The following is a 15,199-nucleotide window of genomic DNA, read 5'->3' on the forward strand; positions in this document are numbered from 1 at the left end:
GCGCGGCGCTGGCCCGGAGTGATGCGTCAGCGCTCCACATGCGCCTTCAGGCGCCCCAGCGCCGCGTCCCATCGCTCGCCGACCGCCTGCAGGAAGGCCTCCGCCTCCGCCACGCGCGCGGGCTCCAGCCGGTAGAGCACCTGCCGCCCCTCGCGCGACGCCGAGACCACGCCGCCCTCGGCCAGCACCGCGAGATGCTTCGACACCGCCTGCCGGCTCATCGGCAGCCCTTCCGCGAGGCTGCCGACCGCCAGCGCCTCCGCCCCCCTCAGCCGCTCGACGAGGGCGAGCCGCGTCGGGTCGCCGAGGGCGGCGAAGGTCGCCGCCAGCTCAAGCGACATGGGGCTCGACATGCGCCTTGATGCGGGCGCACTGGATCTCCCAGCCCGTCGCATTGTCCTTGAGCCGCCGGGCGCGCTCGCCCTCTGGCACCGCGTCGAAGCCGCTTTCGGTGACGGTGAGCCGCGTGCCCGCCCCCTCCGGCGCCAGCGTGAAGGTGACGAGCGTGGTCTCCTCCAGCGCGCCCTCCGGCGCCGCCTCCGCCCAGGGCCAGCGGAAGGAGAAGCGCTCCGGCGCCACCATCTCTTCCACCTGCAGCCAGAACGGCGTGCCCTCGTGGCCGGGCTCGGTGATCTCGCCGCTCACCAGCGCGCCGGTGGCGAAGGCGCCTTTGAGGCGGCAGTTGAACCAACGCCCGTATTCTCCGGCATCGCTGATCGCCGCCCAGACGCGGGCGGGGGGCGCGTCGATGAAGATGTCCCGCGTGATGCTATCGCTCATGTTCCGCAACCTCCTGGTTGCGCAACCGCTGACAGATCATCGCCCATCATGCAACCCATTCGTTGCGGATCACGCCCCCTTTCGCCCGCCCGGCCCGAGGTCTAGGCTCGCGGGAGACCTGCCAGACCAGAGGATCCCATGCCCGATACCGCCCGCGCCCCGAATGATCTCGACAGCTTCTGGATGCCCTTCACGCCCAGCCGGACGTTCAAGGAGAACCCGCGGCTGATCACCGGGGCCAAGGGCATCCACTATACCGACGTCTCCGGCCATCAGATGATCGACGGCACCGGCGGCCTCTGGTGCTGCAACGCCGGCCATGGCCATCCGGGGATCACAAAGGCGATCCAGGAGCAGGCGGCGACGCTCGACTACGTCCACACCTTCAACCAGGGCCACCCGATCGCCTTCGAGGCGGCCAGCCGCGTCGTGGCGCTGGCGCCCGGGTTCGACCATATCTTCTTCACCAATTCCGGCTCCGAGGCCGTCGATACGGCGATGAAGATCGCGCTCGCCTATCACCGCGCCCGCGGCGAGGCAGGGCGGCGCATCCTGGTGGCGCGCGAGAAGGCCTATCACGGCATCAACATCGGCGGCACCTCGCTCGCCGGCCTGCCGCTCAACAAGGCGCAGTTCGGCCTCCTCTACCCGCATGTCGCGCATATGCGGAACACCGGCACGGAGGAGAACCGCTTCTCGCGCGGCCAGCCGGAGAGCGGCGCCGACCGGGCCGAGGACCTCCAGCGGCTCTGCGACCTCCATGGCGGGCAGAACATCGCCGCCGTCTTCGTCGAGCCGGTTGTCGGCGCCGGCGGCGTCTTCCCGCCGCCGAAGGGCTATCTGGAGCGGCTGCGCGAGATCTGCGACGCGCATGGCATCCTGCTGATCTTCGACGAGGTCATCACCGGCTTCGGGCGGACGGGCGAGGCCTTCGCCTATCAGAGCTTCGGCGTGACGCCGGATCTCATCACCTGCGCCAAGGGCATCACCAACGCGACCGTGCCCATGGGCGGCGTCCTGGTGCCGGCGCGGATCCGCGAGGCTTTCCTGCAGGGGCCGGCGGCCATGCCGGACCTCTTCCACGGCTACACCTATTCGGGCCACCCGCTCGCCTCCGCCGCCGCCATCGCCACGATGGACGCCTATCGCGACGGGCAGATCTTCGAGAATGCCAAGGCCATGGCGCCGGTCTGGGAGGACATGCTGCACGGACTGGCCGACCTGCCGGGCGTCAGGGACATCCGCAACTACGGCATCCTCGGCGCGGTGGAGCTGGAGCCGGAGGGCGACGTCGGCGCCGCCGGCAAGGCCGCCCATGCGGCGCTCTGGGAGGCGGGGCTGATCATCCGCCCCGTCGGCGACAGCTGCGCCATGTCGCCGCCGCTGATCGTGACGGAGGACGACATCGGCCGGATCGGCGAGCTCTGGCGGGCCTATCTGACGCGGTGAGGGGGGCTTCGCGGCCCTGGGGTGGGTTGTTGCCCACCATGAACCGGGCGCGACCCGCCCGTCAGACGTAGGGTGGGTTTGTAACCCACCTTCCCCCTCGCAACCGCGCGCAACCGTGCCGCGAAGGGCGAGCGCCGGCCCGGGGGTTGGCGCTCCGACGCTTCCGCATCGCACTTTATGGTGCCGCCACATCCTCGCTCGAAGCGATGCGCAACCCCTCGGGAGCGCCGGCCCGCGGGACGGGCCGGCGCTCGCCCTGCGCCTGCGGCGCGTACCGGGCAGGTACTCTGAACGACCGGCGGACCCAAGCGTAGGGTGGGTTTGTAACCCACCTTCCCCCTCGCAACCGTGCCGCGCAGGGCGAGCGCGGGCCCGGGGGGTGGCGCTCCGAGGCTTCCGCATCGCACTTTATGGTGCCGCCACATCCCCGCTCGAAGCGACGCGCTTCCCCCACCGGAGCGCCAGCCCGCGGGACGGGCCGGCGCTCGCCCTGCGCCGTGCCGGCGCGTGCCGGGCGGGGGAACAGCACACACGTTGGATTGTGGCCGAGTTCGGCGTTCCGCACGAACCCGACCGCCCCCTCCCCTCTGGACCCGCCCGCGCCGTTGCCCCATCACTGGCCCGATCCACAAGGAGCCGCCCGATGATCCCCAAGCGTGACGCCTTTCTCCTGCCCGAGGGCCAGGCCTATCTCGACGGCAATTCCCTCGGTCCCCTGCCCGCCCATGCCCCCGCCCGGATGGAGGAGGTCATGCGCCGCGAATGGGGCGAGATGGCGATCACCGGCTGGAACCGCGCCGGCTGGATCTCGCTCCCCGAGCGGCTGGGGGACCGGATCGCGCCGCTGATCGGCGCCGGGCCGGGCGAGGTGATTGTCGGCGAGACGCTCTCCATCCGGCTCTGGCAGGCGCTGGCGGCGGCGCTGAAGCTCACGGACCGCAAGGTGGTGCTGACCGACAGCGGCAACTTCCCCTCCGACCTCTACATGGCCGAGGGGCTGCTGGCCCAGCTCGGCCAGGGGCACGAGCTGCGCGTCGTGGCGCCGGAGGAGGTGGCAGGCGCGCTTACCCCCGAGGTCGGAATCCTCATGCTCACCGAGGTCGACTACCGCTCCGGCCGGCGGCACGACATGGCGGCGCTGACCGCCGCCGCCCATGAGGCCGGGGCGCTAGCGCTCTGGGACCTCGCCCATTCCGCCGGGGCGGTGGACGTGGACCTCAAGAGCGCCGACGCCGATTTCGCCGTCGGCTGCACCTACAAGTACCTGAACGGCGGCCCCGGGGCGCCGGCCTTCCTCTGGGCGGCGCCGCGCTTCGCCGGGCGGCTCCACAACGCCCTGCCCGGCTGGCTCGGCCATGCGAAACCCTTCGACTTCGACCTCGGCTACGCGCCTGCCGCCGGCATCCGCGGCATGAGGGTCGGCACGCCCTCGATCCTCGCCATGGCGGCGCTCGATGCCGCGCTCGATGTCTGGGAGGGGGTGGACATGGGGCAGATCCGCGCCGCCTCCATCGCCCTCTCCGAGCGCTTCATCGCGGGGGTGGAGGCCGCCTGCCCCGAGCTCGCCCTCGCCTCCCCCCGCGACCCGGCCCTTCGCGGCAGCCAGGTGAGCTTCCGCCACCCCGAGAGCTACGCCATCTGCCAGGCGCTGATCGCGCGGGGCGTCGTCGGCGATTTCCGCGCGCCCGATCTCGTGCGCTTCGGCATCACGCCGCTCTATATCGGCGAGGAAGAGATCGACCGCGCCACCGAGACCCTCCGCGAGGTAATGGCGGGGCGGCTCTGGGAGGACCCGGCCTATGCCGCCCGCCAGGCGGTAACCTGACCGGCCGGCCCTTCAGGCTTCCCTAACCCTTTTCCGTCATGACATCCGGTGGGTGTTGGAAAAGGGGGGCGGGCCATGACCGCCAGGGAACCGGGTCCCGGATCGGGGCCGAAGGGCTGGCCGGCGGCGCCGGAGCCGCCGGAGCTGCATGTCCTTAGGATGGAGCGTCTGACCTTCCGGCAGGCTCTGGCGGGGGACCTGCCGCTCCTCCAGGCGATCCGCGCCGCGGCCTTCGCGCCGGTCTTCGCCAGCTTCCGCGCCCTCACCGGAGAGACCGTCGCCGCCCTGGCGCTGGCCAGGGCCGAGACCGACCAGGCCGGCGAACTCGCCCGCCTCGCCAGCCCGGCGAGCCCCGAGCAGCTCTATGTGGCGCGGCTGGGCTCGGCCACCATCGGCTTCGTGACCTTGATCACCGACCCCGGGACGCGGATCGGCGAGATCGGCCTCAACGCCATCGACCCGGCACATGCCGGGCGCGGGCTCGGGACGATGATGTATCGCTGGGCGCTGGCGGAGCTGCGGGCGCGCGGCATGGCCGTCGCCACCGTCGGCACGGGCGGAGACCCGAGCCATGCCGCCGCCCGCCGCGCCTATGAGAAGGCCGGCTTCGGCCCGCAGCTTCCGGCGATCTGGTACTACGCGGCGCTCTAGCGCTCAGGCCAGCCAGCTCCGGTAGTCGGAGACGAGAAGATGCCGGGGCGGCTCGTCTTCCTCGATCTCGGCGAAGCGGCCGATGGGTTCGCGGAAGATGTTGTCGGTCTCGTCGTCATTGACAGTGGAGACCTCGCCGATCAGCACATCGCCCCCCTCGCCCCAGAAGGCATGCCAGTCGCCGGGCATGAGCGTGACGCTCTCGCCGGGGGCGAGGCGGAGCCGCTCGCCGGGCGCGAAGTCGCGGGCGATGCCGTCGCAGAGCACCCGGCCGCCGGCGCTCTCGTCGAAGGCGCCCGTGGCGTCGGAGCCGAAGAGCTCGACCACCAGCGTCGCGCCGCCGCGGTTTATGATATCCTCGGCCTTCAGCACATGGGTGTGCATGGGCGAAAGCTGGTTTTCCTTCGAGATCAGGAGCTTCTCGGCGTAGCACATGCCGGTGCCCTTCTGCAGGTCGGCCAGCCGCCCGTTGCGCAGCGTGAAGAGGAAGAGCCCCATCTCGTCATAGCGGCCGGCGCCGTAATCGGTGATGTCCCAGCCGCAGCGGGCGTCGATCACATGGGCGGCCTCGGCCTTGCGGGCGCGGAACTCCTCGGGGCTCCAGCCGGCGAAGGGCGGCAGGATGAAGCCATGGGCGCGGATCATCTCCGCCGCCTCGTCCATGATGCTGTTGATGCGGCTGCGTTTCATCTCGGCCTCCCTCTTTGCGCCAGCGATGCTACATCGGGCCGCGCGTGGCAAGGAGGGCATCCCGGCGGAGGGCCGGCGGGCGTGCCGTCGCAGCGGCGCTGGGGGAGGGGCAGGAGCTCGTAGAAGGAGCCCCGAGGGGTCGGGCGCCAGCGCCGCCCCCGCCTCAGGCGCTCATGCGCAGCGGCTGGCGGCCCCGGGCCCAGGCGCGGGCGGCCTCGCCGAAGGCCTCGAAGAGCGGACGGGAGACGGGGTCTTCCCCCGCGCGGTACTCTGGGTGCCATTGCACCGAGAGCGTGAAGCCGGGGGCGCCGTCGATGAAGATCGCCTCGGGCGTCTCGTCCGGGGCGCGCCCGTCGATCACCACCCGCGCCCCGGCCCGGGCGATGCCCTGGCCGTGCAGCGTGTTGGTCATCACCTCCGTCGCGCCGAAGAGCTTGTGGAAGGGCCCGCCCTCCGAGAGCGTCACCACATGGCGGAGCGCGAATTTCTCCTCGATCGTGCCATCGGGCGGCATCCGGTGGTTCTCGCGGCCGGGGAGGTCGCGGATCTCGGGGTGGAGCGTGCCGCCCATGGCGACATTCACCTCCTGAAAGCCGCGGCAAATGCCGAGAAAGGGCTGGCCGCGATCGACGAGCGCCCGGATCAAGGGCAGCGCCACCGCATCGCGGCGCCGGTCGAAGGCGCCATGGGCGGGGGTCTCGGCCTCGCCGTATTCCTCTGGATGCACGTTGGGGCGGCCGCCGGTGAAGAGAAAGCCGTCGCAGGTCTCGAGCAGGTCCGGCACGCTGACCCAGGCCGGGTCCGCCGGCACGACCAGGGGCATCCCGCCCGTGACCTGCGCCACCGCCTCGATGTTCATGTTGCCGGCGATCTGCGCCTGATAGCTGTCGTTGATCAGCGCCGCATTGCCGATGATTCCGATGACCGGCCGTGTCATGCCTCAGCCTGTTTGCCTGGATCGCATGGGCCGATCATAGGCCGCGGGCGGCCCCGGGAAAAGGCCCGGGGGCTCCCTGAGGGCCGGCGGCGCCGCGCGGCGGCGCCGATTTGGGCAGCGGGCGGCCCCCAGGCGGCCTCAGTTGAGGATCGCGACGCCGAGGTTCAGTGCCGAGGCGAAGGACACCCAGGCCAAATAGGGCAGGAACAGCCCGGCGTTCAGCCTGTCGCCCGCCCGCCAGCTCGCAGCGATGAACGCCAGGATGCAGAGCCACACTAGGGTGATGACCAGCATCGCCGGCCAGAGCAGATGCATCACGAAGAACACCGGCGACCAGAGCCAGTTGAGAAGGAGCTGCGCCCACCAGATCTTCATGCGCCGGCTCTGCGGCCGGGATCGCCAGACACGCCAGCCGGCAATCGCGATACAAATGTAGAGGAAGGTCCACGCCGGGCCGAAGAGCCAGTTGGGCGGCGTGAAGGCGGGCTTGTCGAGCGCGTCATACCAGCTGCCGGGGGCGGTGGCATAGCCGATCAGGCTGCCGGCCCCCAGAACGAGGACGAGGAAGGCCAGGAGGCTGGCCCAGGGCGGGATGCGGTGTGTGAGGGTCGGGGTCATGGGAGGATTACGCCTCAGGGGCGCCTTTGGATCACGCGGGCGGGCCGCAAAAGCGGAAAGGCCCCGGGCGGCGCGTGGCCGGCCCGAGGCTCTCCTGCCCTCGAGAAGGGCGAAGAGGCCCGCCGGATACCAGCCCGGCAAGCCCCTCCAGGGCGGCGCCTAACACACGCGCGCCGCCCGCCGGCCCGCTCACATGGCCGGCATCATGACGGCGTCGATCACGTGGATGACACCATTGGACTGGCGCACGTCCGCGATCTCGATATTCGCGACGGTGTTGTTCTGGTCCATCAGCTCGAACGCGCCATTCTCGTAGGTGGCGGTCAGGATGCAGGTGCCGAGGGTCTTGATCTCGTATTCGCCGTCGTCATCCTCGATCATCTCTTCGAGCATGTCGGACATCACCTCGCCGCTGACGACGTGGCAGAGCAGGATGTTGCTGAGCGTTTCCTGGTTCTCCGGCAGCAGGAGCTCGTCGACCGTGGCCTGGCCGATCGGCGCGAAGGCCTCGTCGGTCGGGGCGAATACGGTGTAGGGGCCCGGGCCCATCAGCGTCTCGGCGAGGCCGGCGGCCTGCACGAGCCCGACGAGCACGGTGTTGACCGGCGAGTTCATCGCGTTCTCGACGATGTTCATGTCGGCCATCATCGGCGCGCCGCCGACCATCGGGTTCTCCTGTGCGGAGACGCCGGTGGCTGCGGTGGCGAGGGCGAGGGCGGTGACTGTGGTGCGGATCATGTGAATTCCTCCGTTTGCATGTCGCTGCGCTTTGCTGCGACTTGCCGGAAGACACGAAGAGCGGCGGCGTGGAGTTTCAGTTTCCGGCAAGAAAATTCGGGCGCCGACCAAGAGGTTGATCTGCCTTTATAACTTCCCGTGAGTGGCCCGTGAGCTGACCTCGCGGATCGTCCAGGAAAATAGGTTGGTATCCGAGTAATTCGCCCTTAGGGTGGCCCGGCAAGGGAAAGGACATCTGATGACGGAGCTTTCGTGCCGGTGCGGCGAGGTGGTGATGGAGGTGACGGGGCAACCCATCGTCTCTGTCGAATGCTGCTGCACCTCCTGCCGGACCGCCGCCGGGCGGCTGGAGAGCCTGCCGGGCGCGCCACGGCTCTTCGCAGAGAGCGGCGCCGTGCCATATGTCCTTTTCCGAAAGGACAGGGTGCGGATGATCCGCGGCGAGGAGCATTTGCGTGACTTTCGCCTCGGCCCGGAGGCCGCGACCCGCCGGGTCGTCGCCGGTTGCTGCGGCTCGCCCGTCTATCTCGAATTCAAGGGCGGCCACTGGCTGAGCGTCTTCGGCACGCTCTGGCCGGAGGGCGCGCGCCCGGCGCTGGAGATGCGCACCATGGCGAAGGACCTCCCCCCGGGGGCCACCCTGCCCGAAGACGTCCCCAATGCGCGGACCCAGCCGCTCGGCTTCATGGGGCGGCTCCTCGCCGCCTGGGTGGCCATGGGCTTCCGCGCCCCGAAAATCCAGGAACACGAGGCCCTTCATGTCTGACGAGACGATCGAGATCGAGAATGTCGGCCAACCCGGCAAGACCTACCGGGCGAACCGGCAGAAGTTCGAGGCGATGCGCGCGGCGGTGATAAAGGTCGCCCCGTCCGATCCGCCGGGTATGACCATCGAGGAGCTCAAGCAGGCGCTCCTGCCGCATCTGGACGAGACGCTCTTCCCCGGCGGCGAGAAGGCCGGCTGGTGGATCAAGGCCGTGCATCTGGATCTGGAGGCGAAGGGCGTGCTCGCGCGCACGCCCAAGCCTGTCCGGCTCTACCGGACCTGAGCCGCCGCGCCCGGGCCGGGGCGCTCAGGCTCCTCCCCTCAGGCCCCTGCCCTCAGGCCGGGGCTGTCAGCACCCCGGTGGCATGGATCGCGCCGGTCGGCTGGCCGGAGGGAGAGCCGCCCGGCGGCTCGTCGGTGATGGCGAGCGTGACGCCGCTGCCGAGCGCCTCGGCCAGCTCGGGCGCAATGGCCACCTCGCGGGCCTCTGCCCCGATGACGCCGAGCGAGACGGGCGCCGCCTCGCCGACGATGGCCCAAAGCTCCAGATCCCGGCCTTCAGGCGCCGCGCCGGCCTCGACGCGCACGACAAGCGCGCCGGTCTCGGCCTGATAGGCCGCGCTGGCGACGAGGCTGCGATCCTCCGCCGCAACATCGGCCACATATTCAGGGTCGCCCACGCCGGGCGTCAGGATGCCGGCGTAAAGGACGGCGAGCACGACCAGCGCCGCCACAGCGAGCGCGCCGAGCCCGGCCCAGAGCCCGCGCCGTTGCGGGCGGCCGAAGACATGTGCCTCGACCTTGCGCTTCAGCCGCGCCGGCGGCGCCACATCCGTGACCTCGGCATCGGCCATCAGCGCCAGCCGCTCGCCCCAGGCCAGCGCCTCGCCGGCGAGCGCGGGGTCGGAGGCCATGAGCGCCTCGAACGCGCGCGCCTCCACTCCCGGCAGGAGGCCGAGCGCGTATTCCGCCGCCAGAAGGCGGGGATCCTCGCCGGATATGGCCCCTCGGTCGCTCATGTCGTCAGGCACTCTCTCAAGGCGATCAGCCCCCGGCGGAGCCAGGTGCGGATGGTGTTCAAGGGGACGGAGAGCCGCTCGGCCAGTTCGGCGTAGCTGTCTCCCTCCAGATAGGCCCGGCGGACCGCTTCGGCGCGGCCCTCCGGCAGGGTATCGAGGCAGGCCTGAAGCCGCGCGGTTTCACCGGCGGCGATGGTCTGGGCCTCGGGTCCGGGGGCGGCATCGGCGAGGTCTGCGACCTCGTCCATCTCGCCGCCGGCGGATTTGCGGGCCCGCAGCCGGTCGATGGCGCGGTTGCGGGCGATCGTGATCAGCCAGGACATCGGGCTGAGTCCGTTGGCCGAGTAGCGGCCGGCATTGCGCCAGATGCGCAGGTAGACCTCCTGCAACACTTCTTCCGCTTCTGCCCGGTCGTTCAAGACACGAAGGATGACACCGAAGAGTTTCGCACTCGTTGCGTCATAAAGTGCGGAAAAAGCATCACGATCGCCGAGCGAACAGCGCCCGATCCAGTGTTCGACCTCTTCCCGCGTTGCCATTCAGAGCGCCTTCAATTCCAGCCGCCGGCGGTGCAGCACCGGCTCTGTGTAGCCCGAGGGCTGCACGCGCCCCTGGAAGACGAGGTCGCAGGCCGCCTGGAAGGCCAGCCCGTCGAACCCCGGCGCCATGGGCCTGTAGGCCGGATCGCCGCCGTTCTGCCGGTCGACCACCTCGGCCATCTTCTCCATCGCGGCACGGACCTGTGCCTCGCTCACCACGCCGTGGTGCAGCCAGTTGGCCAGCGCCTGGGAGGAGATGCGGCAGGTCGCCCGATCCTCCATGAGCCCCACGTCGTGGATGTCGGGCACCTTGGAGCAGCCGACGCCCTGGTCGATCCAGCGGACGACATAGCCGAGGATGCCCTGGGCGTTGTTCTCGACCTCGCGGGTCACCTCCTCTTCCGAGAAGTTGCGCCCGGTGGCGAGGGGGATGGTCAAGAGGTTCTCAAGCGTCCCGCGTGGGCCGCCCTTGGCGATCTCGTCCTGACGGGCGAGCACGTCGACCTTATGGTAATGCGTGGCGTGAAGCGTGGCGGCGGTGGGGCTGGGCACCCAGGCGCAGGTGGCGCCGGCCTCGGGATGGGCGATCTTCGCTTCGAGCATCGCTTCCATCCGGTCGGGCATGGCCCACATGCCCTTGCCGATCTGGGCGCGGCCCTTGAGGCCGGCGGCGAGGCCGATATCGACGTTGCGATCCTCATAGGCCTTGATCCAGGGCTGATCCTTCATCTCGCCCTTGGGGACCATCGGGCCCGCCTCCATCGAAGTGTGGATCTCGTCGCCCGTCCGGTCGAGGAAGCCGGTGTTGATGAAGGCGACGCGGTGCTTCGCGGCGCGGATGCATTCCTTGAGGTTCGCCGAGGTCCGCCGCTCCTCATCCATGATGCCGAGCTTGACGGTGTTGGCGGGCAGGCCGAGCGCCGCCTCCACCCGGTCGAAGATCTCGACCGCGAAGGCGACCTCCTCCGGCCCATGCATCTTCGGCTTCACGACATAGACGGAGCCCTGCCGCGAGTTGCGGGGGCACTCGGTCTTTTGCAAGTCGTGCATGGCGATGAGCGTGGTGACCATGGCGTCCATGATCCCCTCCGGCACCTCCTCGCCGTCGGGCAGGAGGATCGCCGGGTTGGTCATCAGGTGCCCGACATTGCGGACGAGCATCAGCGCGCGGCACTTGACGGTGATCTTGTCGCCTGAAGGCGTCAGGTACTCCGCATCGGGGTTCAGCTTGCGGGTGACGCTCTCGCCGCCCTTCTGGAAGGTCTCCTCGAGGTCGCCCTTCATCAGCCCGAGCCAGTTGCCATAGGCCAGCACCTTGTCCTCGGCATCGACGGTGGCGACGGAATCCTCGCAATCCATGATCGAGGAGATGGCGGATTCGAGGTAGATGTCGGAGATGCCGGCCGGGTCGCTGCCGCCGATCTCGGTCGTCCGGTCGACGAGGATCTCGAGCCTGAGGCCGTTGACCTGCAGGAGCACCTGCAGCTCGCAGAGGTCATCCTTGAGGTAGCCGGCGAGCTGGGCGGGGCTTTTGAGGCCGGTCGTCCCGTGCGGGAGCGTCGCGACCAGGGCGCCGTCCGCGACGTCGATCCCGGTGATATTGGCCCAGGACCCCTCGGCCAGCGGCACGACCGCGTCGAGATGCGCCCGCGCCCAAGCGATCACCTGCGCGCCGCGGTCCTTGTCGTAGCCCTTGCCCTTCGGCAGCGAGCCGAGCGCATCGGTGCCGTAGAGCGCGTCATAGAGCGAGCCCCAGCGGGCATTGGCGGCGTTGAGCGCGAAGCGGGCGTTGGTGATGGGCACGACGAGCTGCGGGCCGGGCTGGCTGGCGATCTCGGGATCGACATTGGCAGTGTCCACCTCGAAGTCCGGCCCTTCGGGAACGAGATAGCCAATTTCCGTCAGGAAGGCGCGGTAGGCGGCCGGGTCGGGCTCCTGCCCTGCCCGCTCGCGGTGCCAGGCGTCGAGCGCCGACTGCAGCTCCTCGCGGCGGGCGAGGAGCGCGCGGTTCTTCGGGGCGAGGTCGGCCAGGATGGCGGCGAAGCCCTCCCAGAAGGCTGCGGATTCCACGCCCGTGCCCGGCAGGGCCCGCTCCTCGAGAAAGGCCGCGAGCTCCTCCGCGACCTTCAGCCCAGCCCGTTCCACGCGTCCGCTCATGCCATTCTCCCAGAAATCACCTGTCGAGGTGACATGAAACCGCGGCACCGAACAACCCCCGCACGCTCATGGGGCCGCGGGCCGCCCTGCGGGCCTGCCGCTCTGCCACCGGGCTCAATCCTGGTCCGTGACCGGCTCCTCGGCCGTCACACCGTCATCGGCCAGGACGGCATCGCCCGTTGCGTCGATCTGCGTGTCGGCGCCTTCGGGCTGGGTGCCGCGGTTGACGGCGGTCACGGTCATGAAGATGGCGAGGATGATGCCGATGATGACGGCAATGCTGATGCCGATGATCGGGCCGCGGTGGCGGCGGCTCTGCTTGTCGAGGTCGGTCTTGTCGGCGGACATCGGGCGATTTCCTCTCTTGCGGTCACGGTTGCGGGCCCTCGGGCGGGCCTTTACGCTTCACCTAGTTTTTGCTCCCTGAAAGGCAATGGGATGGCCGATACCACGCCCGAAACCGGCCCCGATGCGGCCGCCGGCACGATCTATCTCGCCGATTACACGCCGCCCGGCTGGCTGATCGACAAGGTGGAGCTGACGTTCCGGCTCGCGCCCATGGCGACGCGCGTCCTGTCGCGCATCGCCTTCCGCCCGAACCCGGTCGCGCCGGAGCAGCCGTTCTTCCTCCATGGCGAGGACCTCAAGCTGATTTCGGCGAAGATCGACGGGGCGGAGATCGCGCCGGACGTGACGGAGAAGGGCCTCACCTGCGTCGTGCCCGCCAGGGCCTTCATCTTCGAGGCGGAGGTCGAGATCGCACCCGAGGGCAATACGCTCCTCGAGGGGCTCTACATGTCAGGGGACATGTATTGCACGCAATGCGAGGCGGAAGGCTTCCGCCGCATCACCTATTACCCCGACCGGCCGGACGTGATGGCCCCTTTCCGCGTGCGCATCGAAGGCGATGCGCCGGTGCTCTTGTCGAACGGCAACCCCGCCGGCGAAGGCCCCGGCTGGGCGGAATGGGACGATCCCTGGCCGAAGCCCTCCTATCTCTTCGCGCTGGTCGCGGGCGATCTGAAGGCCCACTCCGCCAGCTTCACCACCGCCTCGGGGCGCGACGTGGCGCTCAACGTCTGGGTCCGCGAGGCGGATCTCGGCAAATGCGCCTTTGCCATGGACTCTCTCATCGCCTCGATGCGCTGGGACGAGGAGGTCTACGGGCGCGAATACGACTTGGACATTTTCAACATCGTCGCCGTCGGGGACTTCAATTCCGGGGCTATGGAGAACAAGGGGTTGAACATTTTCAACTCCAAGTTGGTTCTCGCCTCCCCCGAGACCGCGACGGACAGCGATTTCGAACAGGTGGAATCCGTCATCGCCCATGAGTATTTCCACAACTGGACGGGCAACCGCATCACCTGCCGCGACTGGTTCCAGCTTTCGCTAAAGGAGGGGCTGACGGTCTTCCGCGACCAGTGCTTCACCTCCGACCTCCGCTCCGCCGCGGTGAAGCGCATCGAGGATGCGCAGATCATGCGCTCCATGCAGTTCCGCGAGGATGCCGGGCCGCTCGCGCATCCCGTCCGGCCGGAGAGCTTCGTCGAGATCAACAACTTCTACACGCGGACCGTCTACGAGAAGGGCGCCGAGGTCATCCAGATGCTGCACCGGCTCGTCGGGCCGGAGGCCTATCGGAAGGCCCTCGATCTCTATTTCGAGCGTCACGACGGCGAGGCGGCGACGGTGGAGGACTGGCTGCGCGTCTTCGAGGACACGACGGGCCGCGACCTCGGCCAGTTCAAGCGCTGGTATCGCCAGGCGGGCACGCCCCGGCTCAAGGTCTCTGAACGTTACGAAAACGGCACCTACAGCCTGACGCTCCGCCAGGAGACGCCGCCGACCCTGGGCCAGCCCGACAAGCTGCCCCTGCACATGCCGGTCGCGGTGGGCCTGCTCAGTCCCAATGGCGACGAGGCGCTGCCGACGCAGGTGCTCGAGCTGACGGAGGCGGAGCAGACCTTCACCTTCGACGGGCTCGGCGCCCGGCCGATCCCCTCGATCCTGCGGGGGTTCTCCGCCCCCGTCATCGTCGAGCGCAAGTCGACGGCGGCGGAGGAGGCCTTCCTCCTCGCCCATGACACCGACCCGTTCAACCGCTGGGAGGCCGGCCAGGCACTCGCCCGGCGGCTTCTCACCGACATGATCCACGACGACGCGCCCTCGGCCCATGTCTATCTCGGCGCTCTTGGCCAGGTGCTGGCGGAGCCCGGGCTCGACCCGGCCTTCCGCGCGCTGCTGCTCGGCCTGCCGGGGGAGGACGACCTCGCCGCCGCCGAGGCCGCCGCCGGCCGCAAGGCCGACCCCGCGCGCATCCGCGCCGCCCGCGAGGCGCTGAAGGGCCAGATCGCCGCGATGCACGGGCGGGCACTCCAGCGGGTCTATGAGGAAAACCAGGTGGATGGCCCCTATGCGCCCGATGCCGGGCAAGCGGGTCGCCGCAAGCTCGCCAGTGCGGCGCTGGCGCTTCTCACCCGGCAGGACGGCGGCGCGGCGGCACGCGCGCAATTCGCCGCGGCGGACAACATGACGCTCTCCATCGGGGCGCTCTCTGCGCTCCTGTCCATCGGCGAAGGCGCGGCGGAGCTTGCGACCTTCGAGGAGCGCTGGTCGGACGATGCGCTGGTCATGGACATGTGGTTCTCCATGCAGGTCACCCATTCGGCGCCGGAGAAGGCCGCCGAAACGGTCGAGCGGCTGACGGAGCACCCGGCCTTCACCCCGAAGAACCCCAACCGGCTGCGCTCGGTCGTCGGCGCGCTGGCGGGCAATCCTGCGGGCTTCCATGCGGCGGATGGCTCGGGCTACCGGCTCCTCGCCGACTGGATCATCCGCATGGACAAGACAAACCCGCAGATCTCCGCCCGGCTCTCCACCGCCTTCCAGACCTGGCGCCGCTATGGCGAGGCCCGGCAGAAGCTGATCCAGGCGGAGCTCGCGCGGGTGGCGGAGGCGGAGGGCCTCAGCCGCGACCTCGGCGAGATGGTGGGGCGGATGCGCGGGGCGGCCTGAGGGGCCTCCCCC

16 protein-coding genes are annotated in these 15,199 nt (G+C 69.8%); 6 read left to right on the forward strand and 10 right to left on the reverse strand.

The genetic code is table 11. The features are described 5' to 3' along the window. Positions 1-26: 26 nt before the first annotated feature. Positions 27-341: an ArsR/SmtB family transcription factor gene (locus ACAZ03_RS11595; protein ID WP_373353741.1), complete on the reverse strand. Its 315-nt coding sequence runs from the start codon at positions 339-341 to the stop codon at positions 27-29. Next, positions 331-780, reverse strand: coding sequence for an SRPBCC family protein (locus ACAZ03_RS11600; protein ID WP_373353743.1), 450 nt, complete (start codon positions 778-780; stop codon positions 331-333). Before ACAZ03_RS11600 ends, ACAZ03_RS11595 begins: the two co-directional genes overlap by 11 nt. 138 nt (positions 781-918) lie before the next feature. Between ACAZ03_RS11600 and ACAZ03_RS11605 the strand changes: the two genes are divergently transcribed. From ACAZ03_RS11605 to ACAZ03_RS11615, 3 genes are all read left to right on the forward strand, one after another. Continuing rightward, the gene (locus tag ACAZ03_RS11605; RefSeq protein WP_373353744.1) at positions 919-2,229 is read left to right on the forward strand and encodes an aminotransferase class III-fold pyridoxal phosphate-dependent enzyme; all 1,311 of its coding nucleotides are present in this window, start codon (positions 919-921) and stop codon (positions 2,227-2,229) included. 643 nt (positions 2,230-2,872) lie between these two features. Continuing rightward, positions 2,873-4,054: a kynureninase gene (gene kynU / locus ACAZ03_RS11610; protein WP_373353746.1), complete on the forward strand. Its 1,182-nt coding sequence runs from the start codon at positions 2,873-2,875 to the stop codon at positions 4,052-4,054. A 75-nt stretch (positions 4,055-4,129) separates the two neighbouring features. Next, a complete protein-coding gene (locus ACAZ03_RS11615) occupies positions 4,130-4,705 on the forward strand; it encodes a GNAT family N-acetyltransferase (RefSeq protein ID WP_373353748.1) in 576 nt (191 codons plus the stop codon). A 3-nt stretch (positions 4,706-4,708) separates the two neighbouring features. On the opposite strand, the gene ACAZ03_RS11620 is transcribed toward ACAZ03_RS11615, so the two are convergent. The 4 genes from ACAZ03_RS11620 to ACAZ03_RS11635 form a co-directional block, all read right to left on the reverse strand. Continuing rightward, the gene (locus tag ACAZ03_RS11620) at positions 4,709-5,395 is read right to left on the reverse strand and encodes a D-lyxose/D-mannose family sugar isomerase (RefSeq protein ID WP_373353750.1); all 687 of its coding nucleotides are present in this window, start codon (positions 5,393-5,395) and stop codon (positions 4,709-4,711) included. A gap of 163 nt (positions 5,396-5,558) precedes the next feature. Continuing rightward, a complete protein-coding gene (locus tag ACAZ03_RS11625; RefSeq protein WP_373353751.1) occupies positions 5,559-6,332 on the reverse strand; it encodes a gamma-glutamyl-gamma-aminobutyrate hydrolase family protein in 774 nt (257 codons plus the stop codon). A 138-nt stretch (positions 6,333-6,470) separates the two neighbouring features. Further along, entirely contained in the window at positions 6,471-6,950 is a 480-nt protein-coding gene (locus ACAZ03_RS11630; protein WP_373353752.1) for a TspO/MBR family protein, read from the reverse strand. A 189-nt stretch (positions 6,951-7,139) separates the two neighbouring features. Continuing rightward, entirely contained in the window at positions 7,140-7,688 is a 549-nt protein-coding gene (locus ACAZ03_RS11635) for a fasciclin domain-containing protein (protein WP_373353753.1), read from the reverse strand. Positions 7,689-7,926: 238 nt separating this feature from the next. On the opposite strand from ACAZ03_RS11635, the gene ACAZ03_RS11640 reads away from it, so the two are divergent. Next, the gene (locus ACAZ03_RS11640; protein ID WP_373353755.1) at positions 7,927-8,454 is read left to right on the forward strand and encodes a GFA family protein; all 528 of its coding nucleotides are present in this window, start codon (positions 7,927-7,929) and stop codon (positions 8,452-8,454) included. After that, positions 8,447-8,737 (forward strand): DUF6958 family protein, encoded by a 291-nt coding sequence (locus ACAZ03_RS11645; RefSeq protein WP_373353757.1) that lies wholly within the window; start codon positions 8,447-8,449, stop codon positions 8,735-8,737. The genes ACAZ03_RS11640 and ACAZ03_RS11645 overlap by 8 nt, the downstream gene beginning before the upstream one ends. A 52-nt stretch (positions 8,738-8,789) precedes the next feature. Here the strand turns inward: ACAZ03_RS11645 and ACAZ03_RS11650 are convergent, their stop codons facing one another. The 4 genes from ACAZ03_RS11650 to ACAZ03_RS11665 form a co-directional block, all read right to left on the reverse strand. Beyond that, positions 8,790-9,473: an anti-sigma factor domain-containing protein gene (locus ACAZ03_RS11650; protein ID WP_373353758.1), complete on the reverse strand. Its 684-nt coding sequence runs from the start codon at positions 9,471-9,473 to the stop codon at positions 8,790-8,792. Continuing rightward, complete coding sequence (locus ACAZ03_RS11655) at positions 9,470-10,012, reverse strand: sigma-70 family RNA polymerase sigma factor (protein WP_373353760.1); 543 nt, start codon at positions 10,010-10,012, stop codon at positions 9,470-9,472. Before ACAZ03_RS11655 ends, ACAZ03_RS11650 begins: the two co-directional genes overlap by 4 nt. After that, the gene (locus tag ACAZ03_RS11660; RefSeq protein WP_373353761.1) at positions 10,013-12,169 is read right to left on the reverse strand and encodes a malate synthase G; all 2,157 of its coding nucleotides are present in this window, start codon (positions 12,167-12,169) and stop codon (positions 10,013-10,015) included. Positions 12,170-12,283: 114 nt separating this feature from the next. Further along, entirely contained in the window at positions 12,284-12,517 is a 234-nt protein-coding gene (locus ACAZ03_RS11665; RefSeq protein WP_373353762.1) for a hypothetical protein, read from the reverse strand. 90 nt (positions 12,518-12,607) lie between these two features. Between ACAZ03_RS11665 and pepN the strand changes: the two genes are divergently transcribed. Further along, positions 12,608-15,187: an aminopeptidase N gene (gene pepN / locus ACAZ03_RS11670; protein ID WP_373353764.1), complete on the forward strand. Its 2,580-nt coding sequence runs from the start codon at positions 12,608-12,610 to the stop codon at positions 15,185-15,187. Positions 15,188-15,199: the final 12 nt, after the last annotated feature.

The sequence above is a fragment of the Pseudoroseicyclus sp. CXY001 genome (assembly GCF_041714655.1).
GTDB lineage: Bacteria > Pseudomonadota > Alphaproteobacteria > Rhodobacterales > Rhodobacteraceae > Pseudoroseicyclus_A.

Excerpts from the sequence above, each read along its gene's own strand:
- ACAZ03_RS11595 (WP_373353741.1), bottom strand. The coding sequence starts at position 341 with ATGTCGCTTGAGCTGGCGGCGACCTTCGCCGCCCTCGGCGACCCGACG.
- ACAZ03_RS11600 (WP_373353743.1), bottom strand. The coding sequence starts at position 780 with ATGAGCGATAGCATCACGCGGGACATCTTCATCGACGCGCCCCCCGCC.
- ACAZ03_RS11605 (WP_373353744.1), top strand. The coding sequence starts at position 919 with ATGCCCGATACCGCCCGCGCCCCGAATGATCTCGACAGCTTCTGGATG.
- kynU (WP_373353746.1), top strand. The coding sequence starts at position 2,873 with ATGATCCCCAAGCGTGACGCCTTTCTCCTGCCCGAGGGCCAGGCCTAT.
- ACAZ03_RS11615 (WP_373353748.1), top strand. The coding sequence starts at position 4,130 with ATGACCGCCAGGGAACCGGGTCCCGGATCGGGGCCGAAGGGCTGGCCG.
- ACAZ03_RS11620 (WP_373353750.1), bottom strand. The coding sequence starts at position 5,395 with ATGAAACGCAGCCGCATCAACAGCATCATGGACGAGGCGGCGGAGATG.
- ACAZ03_RS11625 (WP_373353751.1), bottom strand. The coding sequence starts at position 6,332 with ATGACACGGCCGGTCATCGGAATCATCGGCAATGCGGCGCTGATCAAC.
- ACAZ03_RS11630 (WP_373353752.1), bottom strand. The coding sequence starts at position 6,950 with ATGACCCCGACCCTCACACACCGCATCCCGCCCTGGGCCAGCCTCCTG.
- ACAZ03_RS11635 (WP_373353753.1), bottom strand. The coding sequence starts at position 7,688 with ATGATCCGCACCACAGTCACCGCCCTCGCCCTCGCCACCGCAGCCACC.
- ACAZ03_RS11640 (WP_373353755.1), top strand. The coding sequence starts at position 7,927 with ATGACGGAGCTTTCGTGCCGGTGCGGCGAGGTGGTGATGGAGGTGACG.
- ACAZ03_RS11645 (WP_373353757.1), top strand. The coding sequence starts at position 8,447 with ATGTCTGACGAGACGATCGAGATCGAGAATGTCGGCCAACCCGGCAAG.
- ACAZ03_RS11650 (WP_373353758.1), bottom strand. The coding sequence starts at position 9,473 with ATGAGCGACCGAGGGGCCATATCCGGCGAGGATCCCCGCCTTCTGGCG.
- ACAZ03_RS11655 (WP_373353760.1), bottom strand. The coding sequence starts at position 10,012 with ATGGCAACGCGGGAAGAGGTCGAACACTGGATCGGGCGCTGTTCGCTC.
- ACAZ03_RS11660 (WP_373353761.1), bottom strand. The coding sequence starts at position 12,169 with ATGAGCGGACGCGTGGAACGGGCTGGGCTGAAGGTCGCGGAGGAGCTC.
- ACAZ03_RS11665 (WP_373353762.1), bottom strand. The coding sequence starts at position 12,517 with ATGTCCGCCGACAAGACCGACCTCGACAAGCAGAGCCGCCGCCACCGC.
- pepN (WP_373353764.1), top strand. The coding sequence starts at position 12,608 with ATGGCCGATACCACGCCCGAAACCGGCCCCGATGCGGCCGCCGGCACG.